The sequence below is a fragment of the Aliihoeflea sp. genome (genome assembly GCF_052435475.1).
Taxonomy (GTDB): Bacteria; Pseudomonadota; Alphaproteobacteria; order Rhizobiales; family Rhizobiaceae; genus Aliihoeflea.
The window spans coordinates 91,185-105,839 of record NZ_JBQVMV010000004.1; the positions used below are offsets into that span (position 1 = coordinate 91,185).

Below are 14,655 nucleotides of genomic sequence, written 5' to 3' on the forward strand. Positions count from 1 at the left end.
CATGGTAGATCGCCTGCTCGCCGACGAAGCCGCCACACGCGAGGCCGGCAACGACATTGCCGCTGCCCTGAAGCCGGGCGATGTCCTGGCGCTCCATGGCGATCTCGGCGCCGGCAAGACGACGCTGGCGCGAGCGATCATCCGTTCGCTTGCCGGCGATCCCGAACTGGAAGTGCCGAGCCCGACCTTCACGCTCGTCCAGGCATATCCGGGCCGTCTGCCGGTTGCGCATTTCGATCTCTACCGCATCGGCGACCCCGACGAGATGCGCGAGCTCGGGCTTGAGGAGGCGCTGGTGGAGGGCGCGGCGCTCGTGGAATGGCCTGACAAGGCGGGCGTTTACCTTCCCGAAACCACGATTCACGTGAAACTTTCGGAAGAAGGATCGGGCAGGCGGCTGGCCATCGACGGCCCCGACGCGGCCATGGCGCGATTCGACCGGACGTTCGCCATACGCCGGTTTCTGGACGATTCGGGGCGTCGACACGCCCGGCGCGGCTATCTCGCGGGCGATGCCTCGGCGCGTTCCTACGAGACCATCGGCGGCGACGGCGCGATCGAATTGCTGATGAACGCGCCGCGCCAGCCCGACGGCCCTCCGATCCGTGACGGCAAGCCCTACAGTCAGATCGCGCATCTGGCGGAATCCGTACTGCCCTTCGTGGCGATCGACGAGACGCTGCGCGCCAGGGGCTTGTGCGCGCCGCAGATCCGCGCGGCCGATCTCGATGCCGGCCTGCTCCTGATCGAGGATCTGGGCCGCGGCACGATCCTCGCCCAAGATGGCACGCCGATCGGCGAGCGCTACCGCGCGTCGGCGCAGATGCTGGCTGACATGCATCGTCACGACTGGCCGCACGACATCGCGCTCGCGAGCGGTAGCACCTATCATGTGCCGGCTTACGACCGCGCCGCGATGGCGATCGAGACCGAGCTCTTGATCGACTGGTATCTGCCCTTTGCGGCCGGTCGGCCGGCCACCGATGACGAACGGGGTGCGTTCCGCGCGGCCTGGCAGGCTCTTTTCGCTAGGCTTGACGAAGCGGAAAAGGGCCTCGTTCTTCGCGACTTCCATTCGCCGAACATCATCTGGCGCGAAGGCGAGACGGGCACGGACCGGATCGGCATCATCGATTTCCAGGACGCGCTGATCGGGCCGACCGCCTATGATGTGGCATCTCTGGCGATGGATGCGCGCGTGTCGATTTCCGAGGAACTGGAAGCGGGCATCCGCAACGCCTATGTCGATGCGCGGGGCGCGGATTTCGACCGCGCCGGGTTCGAGGAGGCCTATGCAATCATGTCGGCGCAGCGCAATTCCAAGATCGTCGGCATTTTTGTGCGGCTCGACGTGCGCGATGGCAAGCCGCAATATCTGAAGCACCTGCCGCGCATCCGCGATTATCTGGAAAGGGCGACCCGGCACGCGTCGATGGCCGAGCTGCGGGCGCTCTATCGCTCGATGCAGGTCCTGCCGGAAGGAGCGGCATGAACATCTCTGGCATGAAAGCGATGATCCTGGCTGCGGGCCTCGGGACGCGAATGCGCCCGATCACCGACACGATCCCGAAGCCGCTGGTCAAGGTCGCCGGACGAACATTGCTCGATCGCGCGCTCGATGCGCTGGAAGAGGCTGGGGTGGAATCCGCGGTGGTCAACGTCCACCATCTGGGCGATCAGGTCATCGCCCACTGCGCTGCTCGCGCGCATCCGCGGATTCTCGTTTCGGACGAAAGGGAACGGCTGCTGGATTCGGCCGGCGGGATCGTCAAGGCGTTGCCGCTCTTGGGTTCGGCACCGATCCTGCTCCTGAACGCAGACACGTTCTGGATCGACAGCGGCCGTTCGAGCCTTGCTTCGCTCGCCGGCGGGTGGGACGCTTCGCGCATGGACATGCTGTTGATGCTCGTCCCGGTCGGGGACACGACCGGTCATGGAAGCAAGACGGACTTCACGATCGATGCTGACGGACGCCTCGCGCGTGCGAAGGGCGATCCCAAGGGGCTCGTCTATGCCGGTGCCGCGATCATCGATCCGGCAATTTTTTCCGGCGCCGCACCTGAACCGCATTCGCTCAACCTCTATTTCGACCGGGCCATCGAAAAGGGACGGCTCTTTGGTCAGATGATGGACGGTCACTGGATCACGGTCGGAACGCCCGGCGCGATCGCCGAAGCCGAGGCTGCGATCAGGATGCGGCAACCGGCGCCGGCATGACGGGCACGCCGAACGTCCTGAACATTCCGGCCGCAGCGCCATTTCTGGCGACCCTGATTGACGCACTGCTGGATGGAACTCTGGTGAGCGGCTTCCGTCATGACGGATCGCCCCTCGCTCTGGCCGATGTGACGATCTACGTGCCGACGCGGCGTGCCGCGCGCGAATTGCGGTCGAGCTTCGTCGACCGGCTGGGCGGCCAGTCGGCGATCCTGCCGGTGATCCGGCCGCTCGGCGAATTCGACGACGATGGCTGGCTGTCGGGCGAGGGGGCACTCTTCGACCTGCCGCCGCCGATCGAACCGCTGGAACGCATCGTCCGGCTGGCACCGCTGGTGCAGGCCTGGAAACGCCGGCTGCCGGCGCATCTGGCCGCGCTCTACGGCGAGGACCTTGCCATCCCGGCATCGCTCGCCGATGCGCTCTGGCTTGCACGCGACCTGTCGGCGCTGATCGACGAGATCGAGACGGAGAGTGGCGACTGGTCGCGCCTCTCCGAACTCGTGCCGGCCGATCTTGCCGGCTGGTGGCAGATCACGCTCGAATTCCTCCAGATCGTGACCACGGCCTGGCCCGACTATCTCGACGCCGTCGACCGCTCGAATCCGGCTAAATACCGAGATGCGCAGATCCGCGCCGAAGCACGACGTCTTGCCGCGCGTGCGAACCGGGGACCCGTAATTGCCGCCGGCTCGACGGGTTCGATTCCGGCGACGGCCGAACTCTTGCATGCCATCAGCCGCCTGCCGCAGGGCGCGGTTGTGCTGCCGGGGCTCGACCGGTCGATCGACGCCGCGAGCTGGGCGGCGATCGGCCGCGAGAACGCGCCGCCCTCGATCTACGGTCACCCGCAGACGGGACTGAAGAAGCTTCTTCAGCGCCTTGGCGTCGATCGACGCGAAGTCGTTGACATAGGCAGGGCGTCGCCTGGCCGGCAAGCCCGAATCGAACTGATCGGACAGGCGCTTCGCCCGGCCGAAACGACGGAGGCTTGGGCGCACGAGCGCGACATTCTCGATGCGGCGCTGGCAGCAGGCGCGCTTGACGGCGTGACGCTGATCGAGGCGGCGAACGAGCGCGAGGAGGCGCTGGCGATCGCGATTGCGCTGCGCCTCGCGATCGATGTGCCCGACCGCACGGCCGCCCTGGTGACGACCGACCGCGAACTTGCCCGCCGCGTCGCCAACGAGCTGCGCCGGTTCGGCATCGTCGCCGACGATTCCGCCGGAACCCTTCTGTCGACTTCGCCTCCGTCGGTCCTGATGCGGATCGCGGTCGAAGTTGCATTGCGACCCGGAGACCCGGTCGGGCTTTTGTCCCTGCTCAAGCATCCGCTGCTTCATCTCGGGTGCCCGCGCGCCGTCGTGCGGCGTGCAGCCGAAACCATCGATCTCGTCGCGCTGCGCGGGGGCACCGGGAGACCGGACGTCGCGGCGATGGGCGACGATTTCGCGAGCCGGCTCGCTGCCCACGATACCGCTTCGCGCCGGCCTTTCTGGCTCGGACGGCTGGGGGCCGATCGGCGCAGCGAAGCGTCGGACATCGCACACAAGATCGCCGAAGCGGTCAGGCCTCTCTCCGCGCTGCGCGACAGCGCCGAGATCGACCTCGCGCAGGCTCTGCGCGCGACAGTCGAGACGCTGGAAGCACTTGCGCGCGACGAAACGGGCCGGCTCGACCCCGTCTATGGCGGCGAGGCGGGCGGGCGCCTGGCCGAATTCCTGCGTAGTCTTGCCGGTCTCGACGCCGCGCTGACCTTTGCCCCCGACGAATGGCCCGACATTCTCGCGGCGCTGATCGCCGGCGAGACGGTCAAGCCGACGCCCGCCGGCGATCCGCGCGTATCGATCTGGGGCCCGCTCGAGGCGCGCCTGCAAAGCGTCGACACGATGATCATCGGCGGACTGAACGAGGGAAGCTGGCCCCGCAAGGCGGAGCCCGACCGCTTCATGTCGCGCATGATGAAATCGGGCCTCGACCTCGAACCGCCGGAGCGGCGGATCGGCCAGTCCGCGCATGATTTCACCATGGCGATGGCCAATGGCGAGGTCGTCCTGACCCGCTCGGCCCGCGCCGGAGAGGCGCCTGCCGTCGCCTCGCGCTGGCTGCAAAGGCTGATGACCTGCGCCGGGCCGGATGGCGCTACGGTGATGCGCTCGCGTGGCGCCGAAATCCTCCGGTGGGCGCGGCTTCTCGACGAGCGGCCAGGGGTTGCCTTTGCCAGGCGGCCCGAACCGAAGCCGCCCGTCGACTGGCGCCCGACACGGTTTTCGGTCACGCAGATCGAGACGCTCCGGCGCGACCCTTACGCGATCTATGCAGCCGAGATCCTTCGGCTGCAGCCCGTCGAACCCCTGTTGCGCGATCCGGGCGCCGCGGAGCGCGGAACGCTTTTCCACGACATCCTGCACGGATTTGCCGTCGCTGCGATCGATCCTTTTGCGGCGGATGCGACGGCGGAACTGCTGCGGATCGGCCGGGAACAGTTCGACAAGGCGGCGCTGCCGACCGACGTCGACGCCGTCTGGTGGCCGCGATTTGCGAAGATGGCAGGAAATTTCGTCGCTTGGGAACAGGAACGGCTCGGCGTGACGCGCCGGTTCGCCGAAGCACGGGCGAGCGAAACGCCGATCGGCTCGACGGGCGCGACGCTGCGCGGCTTTGCCGACCGCATCGACCAACGACCGACCGGAATGGCCGACATCGTCGACTTCAAGACGGGCTCGAACCCGTCGAAGGGACAGGCGCACACGCTGTTGGCGCCGCAGCTTGCGCTCGAGGCCGCGCTTCTGGCGCGTGGCGCCTTCGGCGACATCGGGCCCGCGACGCCGGCCGAGCTCGCCTACGTCCGATTGAAGCCGAACGGCGAGGTCGATCACGACCCGATCCACGAATTCAAGAAAGAGATCAAGTCGGGGCCGGAACTTGCCGAGGATGCGTGGCGCCGGCTCGAAGAGCTTGTGGCGCACTACCAGCGAGCCGAAGCCGGCTATCTGTCGCGCGCCCTCCCGTTCAAGGAAGGCGATGTCAGCGGCCGCTACGACCATCTCGCGCGCGTTCTCGAATGGTCCGCCGGCGGCGACGAGGGAGGGGGCGAGGAATGAAATCGGACTTCATCGTTCCCGAGACGACGATCCGCGACCAGGCGCGCGCATCGGACCCGAAGAATTCGGCCTGGGTGTCCGCCAATGCCGGCTCTGGCAAGACGCACGTCCTGTCGCAACGTGTGATCCGGTTGCTGCTGGACGGCACCGACCCGTCGCGCATCCTGTGCCTCACCTATACGCGAGCGGCGGCGGCGAACATGTCGAACCGCGTCTTCGAGACGCTGAGTTCGTGGACCGCGCTGGACGATGCGACGCTCGCGGCGAAGATCGGCGACCTCGACCGGCGCCCGCCGACGCGGGAGCGGCTGGTTCGCGCGCGGCGGCTTTTCGCGGAGGCGCTGGAGACGCCCGGCGGCCTGAAGATTCAGACCATCCACGCCTTCTGCGAAGCGATCTTGCACCAGTTTCCACTCGAAGCGAACGTGGCCGGGCATTTCGAGCTTCTCGACAACCAGATGGAAGCCGCACTGATCGCCGAGGCGCGCCGCTTGATGATCGCCGGCGCGTCGGGCGGCAACGAGCCGGAACTGGCCGAAGCCTTCGCCGATATTCTGGACATCGGCGGTGAAGCCGGCCTCGAGGCGCTGCTGGGCGCCATCGTCCGCCGCCGTGACGATCTGCGCAGCTTCATCGCGCAGGTCGGCCCGGCGCCCGAGAACCACGCGCCGCTTTTCGCCGCCTTCGGCTTCGACGGACGCGAGACGGCTGACGACATTCTGGCGACCATCTGGCCGGACGGTCATTTCGGCCGGCCACTGGCCGAGCGCTTCGCCGACCGGGCGCTTGCGGCCGGCAAGGTCAAGGCCCAGCAATTCGCCGATGAACTTCTGGCCGCCTGCGATGCGGGTGACGCGGAAGCGTGCCTGCGTGCCTTGCGCAAGACCTTCCTCACCAAGAAGGGACCGGTCTACGATCCGCGCGCGACCAAGCAGATTCTTGCCAAGGGCGTGGCCGAGCATTTCGTCGGTTTCGACGAGGAATTCGCGCGCATGGCGGCGGCGGTGCAGGAGGCGCTCGACCGCGCGGCGCTGCTCGCCATGCTGAAGGCATCGCGCTCCGCGCTGATCGTCGCCGACTGGCTGATCGCGCGCTATGAACGGCTAAAGAGCGCGCGCGGATTTCTCGACTTCAACGACCTGATCCGTCGCACCGCCTCGCTGCTGGCGCGGCAGGATGCTGGCGCGTGGGTGCACTACAAGCTCGACAAGGGTATCGACCACATCCTTCTCGACGAAGCGCAGGACACGAGCCCCGACCAATGGCGGGTGGTGAAGCGGCTTGCCGACGAGTTCTTCGCCGGCCAAGGAGCGCGCGATACCGAACGCACCGTGTTCGCGGTCGGTGACGAGAAGCAGTCCATCTACTCGTTCCAGGGCGCCGAGCCCGAGGCCTTCGCCGTATCGGGCCATGAATTCGCGCGGGATGTGGAGGCGGCCGAGCGCAGTTTCGAGCGCGTGCGGCTCAGCCACTCCTTCCGCTCCACGCAGGACGTGCTTTCGGCGGTCGATCTGGTCTTCGCGCGACCCGAAACGCGCAAGGGCCTGACCCGCGATATCGAGGACATCGAGCACAGCGCGATCCGGACCGATGCGCCGGGACAGGTCGAGGTCTGGCCGTCGCTGGCGCCGCAGGACGTCGAGGCGCCCAACGACTGGACGCAGGCGATCGACCATACGTCGGCACCTGCGGCAAGGCTTGCCGAACTGATCGCGAGGACCGTGGCCGGCTGGCTGGCGCGGGGGGAGGCGATCCCCGGCCGCAATCGCCGCATGACGGCAGGCGACGTGATGGTGCTGGTGCGCAAGCGCGGCAATTTCGTCCACGCGCTGTCGCGCGAACTGAAGAACCGGCACATACCGGTCGCCGGCGCGGACCGGCTCGTCCTGGCCGATCACATCGCGGTGCAGGATTTGATGGCGATCGGACGCTTCGCGCTCCAGCCGGAAGACGACCTTTCGCTCGCCGCACTCTTGAAGAGCCCGATCTTCGGAATCTCCGAAGAAAAGCTGATGGCTCTCGCCTATCCTCGCAAGGGTTCGCTTTATGCGGCCGTTCGCGCGGAGGCCGAAACCGACGTGGAACTGCGGCTCGTGCGCGACCAGTTGCAGATCTGGCGCGACGAAGTCGGCTTCATGCCGGCTTTCGAGTTCTACGGCCGGGTGCTGGGTCGCGACGCGGCGCGCGCGCGGATCGTCGCCCGGCTTGGGCCGGAAGCCGGCGACGTCGTCGACGAGTTCCTGAGCTTCTGCCTCGCCGCCGAGCGCAGCGGCGCCGCCGGGCTCGAGGCCGTGCTTGCCCTCCTCGACGGGGGCGGGCCGGAGATCAAGCGCGAGATGGACCAGGCCCGCGGCGAGGTGCGGATCATGACCGCTCATGCCTCGAAGGGGCTCGAGGCGCCGGTGGTTTTCCTCGTCGACAGCGGCTCAGCGCCGTTTTCCGACAGCCATTTGCCGATTCTGATGCCCTTCGATCCGCCGCGCCCCTCGTGGCAGGGCCAGGGTTTTCTCTGGCGCGTCGGTGGCGAGACCGGCAACGGCTTGTCCCGGCAGATCGCAGCGGTGGCGCGCGAGAAGGCTGAGGAGGAATATCGGCGGCTGCTTTATGTCGGCATGACGCGGGCGGAGGACCGGCTGATCGTCTGCGGCTATCAGGGCAAGCGCGCGCCGGCGGATTTGACCTGGCATGGCATGGTGAGCTCTGCACTGGACGCATCCACGCATTCCGTTCGGGAGCCACATCCGGTTTCCGGCGAGGACATCATCGTCTTCCGTCGGACCCCGCGCCGGCCGCTGGTGGTCGAAGCCGCCGACACTGCGAGCGAGCGGGCGGCACCGGTGCTGCCCGCCGCCCTGCATGACAGATTGCCGCCCGCGCCGATCCTTCCGCGTCCTCTGGCCCCGTCAGGCGTCGGCGCCGTGATCGAGGCGGTCGGCGAAGCGGTCGCGACGCGGGAATCGCCGATCTTTCAGGCCGGGACCGAACCGTCACGGGCGCTTGAACGTGGCTCTGCAATCCACCGCCTGCTGCAGTCCCTGCCGGACGTGCCCGAAGACGACCGCGCGCCTTCGGCACGACGCTATCTGGACCGGATGGGGCAGGACTGGAGCGAAGCGGAGCGCGAGCAGATGTGGTCCGGGATCGAGGCGATCCTCTCCGACCCGGCCTTTGCCGGCGTGTTTGCCCCAGGCTCGCGGGCCGAGGTGTCGATCATGGGCCGCGTCACCGTCGGCGGTGTCGAGCGCGCCGTTTCCGGCAAGATCGACCGGCTGGTCGTCACTGCGAACGAGGTGCTGATCGTCGACTACAAGACCAACCGGCCTGCGCCGCGCACGCTCGCGGAGGTTCCGCCCGGCTATCTGGCGCAGCTTGCGCTTTATCGGGCCTTGTTGCGCCCGCTCTATCCGCACCACGTCGTTCGAGCGGCATTGCTCTTCGCCGAGGCGCCGGTGCTCATCGACGTGCCCGAAGCCGTGATGGATGCCAGCCTTGCCGGCATTTCAGCCGACACCCGATCGGGCTAGGCCCTCAGGTCGCAGTCGATGACGATGTCGCTTGCGAGCCCGTAGACGAAGGTTTGCGGGCGCCTGGCCTGCGCGAGCAGAGAGACCGGGCTGGTCGTCAGGCCCGACGGTCCGGCGCCGATGATCAGCGGCGCGATGCCGATGTGAAGCCGGTCGATCAGATCGGCATCCATGAAGTGGCCGATCGTGATGCCGCCGCCTTCGATCATGATCCGCCGGAAGCCGCGATCGATCAGGCCGGCGATGATCGATACCGCATCGAGCCCCTCGGCGGACATCGCGACCTTCAGCGTTTCGACGCCGGCGGGCCGTTCGCGCTCGCAGGCCTGGACGACGAGGCAGCGCTCGCCTGCCATCACCGCGGCGTCGTCCGCCAGTCGCCCGCGCGGGTCGATGACGACGCGTGCCGGGTTGTCGCCTTTGACGAGGCGGACGGTAAGCCGCGGATTGTCCTGGATGGCGGTGTTGGCGCCGACGATCACGCAATCGGCCAGTGCCCGGCAACGGTGCAGGTGCTTGAGCCCCTCGGGCCCGGATACATCGGCTGCATCGCCGTCGACAGTGGCGACGCGGCCATCGAGCGACTGGCCGATCTGGGCAAAGACGAGCGGCCGGTCGCCTTGGCCGAGAAGTGGCGCGTAGAGGTCCCACCCGGCGCGCTCGGCCGGCGTCCAGGAATCGGATCGTTTCGGCTGGCCGCTTCTTCGAGCAGCAAGAAGCGCATCCCAGACGCGGTCCGTAACCGTCGCGGCAGCGACGGGCATCGGCGTCTCGGCGCGGCGGCCCGTCACCGGCTTTTCGATGCGTTCATGCTGGTTCATCGCTCTCCGTTTCCTCCTGCGCCGGCGCGTCGAATGCGTCGATGAAGCGCTTGCGGAACCTGTCCATACGCCAGACCGGAGCGCCGGGCCCCGGAACCGCTCCTTCGTCGAATGACCAACTTTCGATTGAATCCAATGTGGCGCGGTCGCCGATGAAGTGAACGGGGACGTCGCGATTTTCTTCGTCGCCGGAAACGAAGGTTGCGGGCTGGTGGTCGCCGAGGACGACGATCAGCGGCGCAGGTCGTTCCTGGCTCCTCCGTTCGATGAAGGAGGCGATCGTGCGAAGGGCATAGTCGATCGACAGGCCGAACTGGGCGCGTACGCGGTCGCGGTCGCGCCAGACCGTCTCCGGAGTGTCGCCGGCGCGTGCCTGGTCGTTGAAGATCGTGCCGTCGCCGATCGCATCCCAATCGACGAGTTGCGGGATCGGGGTCCACGGCGCGTGCGAGGATATCAGCGCGATTTCGGCGAAGACCGGGAGGCGTTCGGGTTCGTCGAGGACGAGCCGTTCGAAGGCCGAGAGCGTGTACTGGTCGGGCATCGTGACCCAGTTGAAGGGCAGGCCGCGATAGCCGAGATCGTCTTTTGCAAGGATGCGGTCATAGCCGAAATAGCTGCCCTCCGGCCATGCCATAGTGATGGCCGGCATTATTGCGACGCTCTGCCAGCCCGAGTCGGATGCGAGCGCCATCAGCGACCTGCGAGAACTGGCGAGCATGGCGCGATAGCGGCCCTGGCTGTCGATCCACAGGCCCGAAAGGACGCTGCCATGGGCAAGCCAGCTCTGGCCGCCGACCATGGGAGCCGTCATATACGCCGACCGGATGTCCATCCCGGCGCGTTCGGCGCCCTGTTCGAGTTCGGCGAGCGCCGACTTCGTCGGCGCGGCGTAGAGGGGATTTTCGAGCGTCGAGCGGCCGTAGGACTCGACGAAGACGAGGAACACGTCGCGCCCCGCGAGTCCCCGCAAGAGCGGTCGGTCGTCAGCGACGTCGTCCGAGCGCGCCTCGACTTCGAGCGCGGCGATCTGCTCCTGCGCGGAACGTGCGGCGCTGACATGGGTGGCAAGAAGGTTGCTCGTCGCCGTCGAGGCGCGACCCGTCAGGGCAAGGGCGGCCGCGAAGATGAGGAGGATGGCGAGCATCGGAACGGTGCGCCGCGCCGAAAGGCGGGCGAAAACGCCGGTTGCCCACCAGATCTTGGCGAGGACGGCCGCAAGGGCAAGCGTACCACCAAGAAGATAGAGCACCGCCGCGAAGGTTCCGCTGGTGCCCGAGGCCAGCATCCACCCTGCATGGAGCAGCGGCAGGTCATAGGCGAAGTTGAACGGCCGGCTAAGCGAGGCGTAGAGGCCGAGATCGGCACATTTGACGAGGATGGCGATGCCGAGCAGTCCGGTGAAGATCACCCGCAGGACAGGCATGACGCTGCTGTTGCGGGGCACGGCGGCAAGAAGGCCCGCAATCAGGGCGAGTTCGACCGGAAACCGGGCCATGCCGGCCAGGACGGCATCCTGCGGCCGTGCCGGCATCGCCAGTATCGCGAAGACGAGCGCGCAGGCGGCAGCAACCGCCAGAAGGCGCGGCCGCTCAGCCTGCCGCGCGGCGCGCATAGACGTCTCCTGAACGACCTTCGTGAACTGCCGCTGCAACCCGGAGGCGGATGGCCGCCGCATCGACCCAGGAGGGCGACAGGAACCGCAGCTTCTCGCCGGTCATCAGGTTGAATTCGTACGTGCCGAGGCTCTCGAGTCTGGCAATGCAGGCCTCAGCGACGTCGGCCATCGATGGCAGGAATTCGAAGGCGAGTGCCGGCACCGGCCGCGACAGTCCGGCAAGGACCTGATCCTCGAAACCCTCGACATCGATCTTGATGAAGGCAGGTTCGCCATGCTCCGCGATCAGCGCATCGAGGGTGATCATCTCGATCGGCGCCGTCTCGTCCCAGACCACCGCATCGAAGCCCGGATCGCCCTTGACGGCGCGGTCGATATCCCCGCGCAGCGAGGATACGGTGGGATGCAGGCTGGAAACGGACATCGACGAGCGGCCGACATGGGGGCCGACGGCGAGCGGCAGGACGGTGATGTCCGCAGGAAGGGTGCGCTTGAGGAAGCGGTAGAAGAGCGGTTGCGGCTCGAGCGTGACGACTTTGGCGCCGGTCCGGCGAAGCGCCCGCGAGCGGTTGCCGACATGGCCGCCAATGTCGAAGGTGACGTCTCCGGGACCGGCGAACTGGCGGTAGAATTGCCCGGTGCGACCGATCCGGTGCGGCCGCGAGTAATAGATGATCAGCGACCGCGCCAGCCCGGCGGCGCTGCGAAGGCCGCTCATGAATCCACCGGCCGGCGCAGGAGATGGAGAGTGTCGACGGCGAACGACCAGGCGAGGAGAACGAGCGCCCCGGCCGCGATCCAGATCGAATGGGGAGGCTGGACCTGCGGCAGGAGGAGCAGGCCGAGTGCTGCGATCTGGATCACGCAGACGGCCTTTCGCCGCATGGAGTCGGGCAGCGGAGCCTCAAGCTTCGGCGTCAGCCGGCCGGCGAAGAAGAAGGCGTATCGCATCGCGCCGATCAGCAGCACCCACACTCCGGCCTTGTCGTTGGTGAAGGCGAGCGCGGACAGAACGAGGACAAACAGCGCGTCGATCTCGAGATCGAACCGGGCGCCGAAGGTCGAGGCCAGTCCGGTGCGTCGCGCCAGCCACCCATCGACCCCGTCGAGTGCGAGAATGAGAAAGGCAAGGCCTCCGATAAGCAACGCCGCGTCGCCGCGTGGCGCCGGCGCGAACAAGGTCGCGGCGACGAGCGCGACGAGTCCGGCGCGAAACAGCGTCACCGCGTTGGCGGGCCCGAATGCCTCGTGTGGATGGCTGGCGGTGATGCGGGTGATGATGCAGGCGGCCACAACGAGGTAGAGCACGATGCTCGCCGCGCCCCAGCCGAGACCGAGCGCATCGAGCCCCATGGCGGCCAGCGCCGTCGCCGCGCCGATGGCCTGAACCCAAAGCCCGGCTCGTGCCGCCAGACCGTGCGGCAGGCCCACTCCGGCAATTCGGGTCGAACTGGTCGTCATCGCTTGCTCCTGGCCTGCAAGTATGGCGCGTGCTTTGCCGGCTGCAAGCCCACCCTTCGCTCTAGACCTTTGACTTTGCTCAACTCTGCGTCATTCTCTTGGCGTCCAACTGGATGAGATACGACGATGGGCTACGATCGGATGTCCCGCATCCTGCATTGGCTGACCGCGCTGATCGTTCTGGCGATGATCCCCGTCGGCCTGGTGATGACCAATGTCGATGATCGGGCCGTTCAGGACCCGCTCTTCATCTTCCACAAGAATGCTGGGGCGATGCTGCTCGTGCTTCTCGCAGTGCGGCTGGTCTGGCGCGCAACTCACCGCGCGCCTCCCTTGCCCGACAGCCTGCCGTCGATCCAGAAGTTCGCAGCCCGCGCGACGCATGCCGCGCTCTACCTGCTGCTGATCGTCATGGCGGTGAGCGGCTATGTGCGGGTTCGGGCCGGGGGCTTCCCGGTCGAACTGTTTGACGCGATCGGCGTGCCGAGTTTCGTGCCGCGCGACGATGCGCTGGCGCAAACGGCCAAGTCGATCCACGCCCGCGCCAAGTTCGGCATCGGCCTTTTCATCGCGCTTCATGTCGGCGCGGCGGCCTATCATGGCCTCGTGCGCCGCGACGGCGTCTTTTCGCGAATGTGGCCGCCTACGGCTTCGGCTGCGCGAGTTCCTTGAGGCGCGGTGCGCCGGCCGCGATATCGGCATCCGTGGGGTCGACGCCGGCGGCCAGCAACCGCCGCGCGATCATGTGATCGGCCGCGCGGTTGATCGAATCGACCGCCAGCAGCCGCGGCCCGGCAAAATGCCAGACGGAGAAGGCGTTTTCGTCCGGATTGCCCGAGAGGACGAACCGGTCCGCATCGAAGGAGAGGCCGGCCGTCTGCAGCTTGATGTCGCCCTGGTCCGACCAGAACCACGGCACGTCGCGATAGGGTGCGGGCTTGCCGGCGACGGTGCGCGCGGCATGCTTGGCCTGGTCGCTGGCATTCTGCACGGATTCGAGGCGCACCGGCCGCGCGGCGTGCCAATGATGGAAGCTCGCGGCGTCGCCGACCGCCAGGATGCGCGGATCGGCGGTGCGCAGCGCCTCGTCGACGACGATGCCGTTGGCGATTTCGAGCCCGGCCTCCGCTGCAAGCTCGACATTCGGCACGACGCCAGTGCCGAGGATCACCAGATCTGCCGCAACATGCGAGCCGTCGGCAAGACGCACGGCCGTCACATGGCCGTTCGATCCCTCGATGCCGGCGACGCCTGTCGCGATTCGCAAGTCGATGCCGGCGGTGCGCGCGCGTGCGTCGGCATAGGCTGAGATCTCCGGCGCGACCGAACGGCCGAGAACGCGCGGCGCCATTTCGAGGAGTGTCACCTTCTTGCCGAGGCCGGCGAGCGTGTGGGCAATCTCCATGCCGATGAAGCCGCCGCCGACCACCGCGGCCGACTGCGCAGTCTCGATCGCCTGACGGATGCGGCCGGCATCCGCGAAGTTGCGCAATGCGAAGACGCCGTCGAGCGCGAGGCCATCGAGAGGCGGCAGGCGCGGACGGGCGCCGGTGGCCAGGATGATGTGCGAGAAAGGCAGCGACGTGGCGTCGTCGAGCGACACCGTGCCGGCGTGACGATCGATCGAAGCGACGCGGCGGCCGAAGACGAGATCGACCTCGTTGTCGCGGTAGAAGCTTTCCGGCCGCAGCATCTGCGACCCGCCTTCGGGCGTCTTCAGGAAGGTCTTCGACAGCGGCGGTTTGTGGTAGGGCAGTTCCGTCTCGTCATTGACGAGCGCGATGCGACCGGAATACCCCTCCTGCCGAAGGCTTGCCGCGGCCTGCGACCCGCCATGCCCAGCGCCGACGATGATGACCCGATCTTCCACGCGCGCTCCACTCCGCTTTCTGTCCGCCTGCTATGTGCGA

Annotated in this window: 10 protein-coding genes; 5 read left to right on the forward strand and 5 right to left on the reverse strand. The window is 67.5% G+C overall.

All coding sequences use genetic code 11. The annotated features are described in order from the left end of the window. Position 1 precedes the first annotated feature (1 nt). Genes tsaE through addA form a run of 4 tightly spaced genes read left to right on the forward strand, consistent with a single transcriptional unit; the run spans position 2 to position 8,845 of the window. Positions 2-1,492 (forward strand): tRNA (adenosine(37)-N6)-threonylcarbamoyltransferase complex ATPase subunit type 1 TsaE, encoded by a 1,491-nt coding sequence (gene tsaE, locus ACT6QU_RS07365; RefSeq protein ID WP_444563530.1) that lies wholly within the window; start codon positions 2-4, stop codon positions 1,490-1,492. Next, entirely contained in the window at positions 1,489-2,217 is a 729-nt protein-coding gene (locus ACT6QU_RS07370) for a nucleotidyltransferase family protein (protein ID WP_444563531.1), read from the forward strand. Before tsaE ends, ACT6QU_RS07370 begins: the two co-directional genes overlap by 4 nt. Then, complete coding sequence (addB, locus tag ACT6QU_RS07375) at positions 2,214-5,321, forward strand: double-strand break repair protein AddB (protein ID WP_444563532.1); 3,108 nt, start codon at positions 2,214-2,216, stop codon at positions 5,319-5,321. The genes ACT6QU_RS07370 and addB overlap by 4 nt, the downstream gene beginning before the upstream one ends. After that, positions 5,318-8,845: a double-strand break repair helicase AddA gene (gene addA / locus ACT6QU_RS07380; RefSeq protein ID WP_444563533.1), complete on the forward strand. Its 3,528-nt coding sequence runs from the start codon at positions 5,318-5,320 to the stop codon at positions 8,843-8,845. The genes addB and addA overlap by 4 nt, the downstream gene beginning before the upstream one ends. On the opposite strand, the gene ACT6QU_RS07385 is transcribed toward addA, so the two are convergent. Genes ACT6QU_RS07385 through ACT6QU_RS07400 form a run of 4 tightly spaced genes read right to left on the reverse strand, consistent with a single transcriptional unit; the run spans position 8,842 to position 12,745 of the window. Then, positions 8,842-9,666, reverse strand: a complete 825-nt coding sequence (locus ACT6QU_RS07385) for a RibD family protein (protein ID WP_444563534.1) — start codon at positions 9,664-9,666, stop codon at positions 8,842-8,844. The genes addA and ACT6QU_RS07385 overlap by 4 nt on opposite strands. Further along, complete coding sequence (locus ACT6QU_RS07390) at positions 9,653-11,281, reverse strand: sulfatase (protein WP_444563535.1); 1,629 nt, start codon at positions 11,279-11,281, stop codon at positions 9,653-9,655. The genes ACT6QU_RS07385 and ACT6QU_RS07390 overlap by 14 nt, the downstream gene beginning before the upstream one ends. Continuing rightward, positions 11,259-12,002: an FkbM family methyltransferase gene (locus ACT6QU_RS07395; RefSeq protein ID WP_444563536.1), complete on the reverse strand. Its 744-nt coding sequence runs from the start codon at positions 12,000-12,002 to the stop codon at positions 11,259-11,261. The genes ACT6QU_RS07390 and ACT6QU_RS07395 overlap by 23 nt, the downstream gene beginning before the upstream one ends. Then, positions 11,999-12,745, reverse strand: a complete 747-nt coding sequence (locus ACT6QU_RS07400) for a CDP-alcohol phosphatidyltransferase family protein (protein ID WP_444563537.1) — start codon at positions 12,743-12,745, stop codon at positions 11,999-12,001. Before ACT6QU_RS07400 ends, ACT6QU_RS07395 begins: the two co-directional genes overlap by 4 nt. Positions 12,746-12,871: 126 nt before the next feature. Here ACT6QU_RS07400 and ACT6QU_RS07405 point away from each other — a divergent pair, with 126 nt between their 5' ends. Then, a complete protein-coding gene (locus ACT6QU_RS07405) occupies positions 12,872-13,417 on the forward strand; it encodes a cytochrome b (protein ID WP_444563538.1) in 546 nt (181 codons plus the stop codon). On the opposite strand, the gene ACT6QU_RS07410 is transcribed toward ACT6QU_RS07405, so the two are convergent. Next, positions 13,389-14,615, reverse strand: a complete 1,227-nt coding sequence (locus tag ACT6QU_RS07410; protein ID WP_444563539.1) for an NAD(P)/FAD-dependent oxidoreductase — start codon at positions 14,613-14,615, stop codon at positions 13,389-13,391. The two genes, ACT6QU_RS07405 and ACT6QU_RS07410, sit on opposite strands and share 29 nt — an antisense overlap. Between the last annotated feature and the right edge of the window lie 40 nt (positions 14,616-14,655).

Bases quoted from the DNA above. Each gene is read 5' to 3' on its own strand.
- addB (WP_444563532.1), top strand. From the start codon at position 2,214: ATGACGGGCACGCCGAACGTCCTGAACATTCCGGCCGCAGCGCCATTT.
- ACT6QU_RS07385 (WP_444563534.1), bottom strand. From the start codon at position 9,666: ATGAACCAGCATGAACGCATCGAAAAGCCGGTGACGGGCCGCCGCGCC.
- tsaE (WP_444563530.1), top strand. From the start codon at position 2: ATGGTAGATCGCCTGCTCGCCGACGAAGCCGCCACACGCGAGGCCGGC.
- addA (WP_444563533.1), top strand. From the start codon at position 5,318: ATGAAATCGGACTTCATCGTTCCCGAGACGACGATCCGCGACCAGGCG.
- ACT6QU_RS07405 (WP_444563538.1), top strand. From the start codon at position 12,872: ATGGGCTACGATCGGATGTCCCGCATCCTGCATTGGCTGACCGCGCTG.
- ACT6QU_RS07390 (WP_444563535.1), bottom strand. From the start codon at position 11,281: ATGCGCGCCGCGCGGCAGGCTGAGCGGCCGCGCCTTCTGGCGGTTGCT.
- ACT6QU_RS07400 (WP_444563537.1), bottom strand. From the start codon at position 12,745: ATGACGACCAGTTCGACCCGAATTGCCGGAGTGGGCCTGCCGCACGGT.
- ACT6QU_RS07395 (WP_444563536.1), bottom strand. From the start codon at position 12,002: ATGAGCGGCCTTCGCAGCGCCGCCGGGCTGGCGCGGTCGCTGATCATC.
- ACT6QU_RS07370 (WP_444563531.1), top strand. From the start codon at position 1,489: ATGAACATCTCTGGCATGAAAGCGATGATCCTGGCTGCGGGCCTCGGG.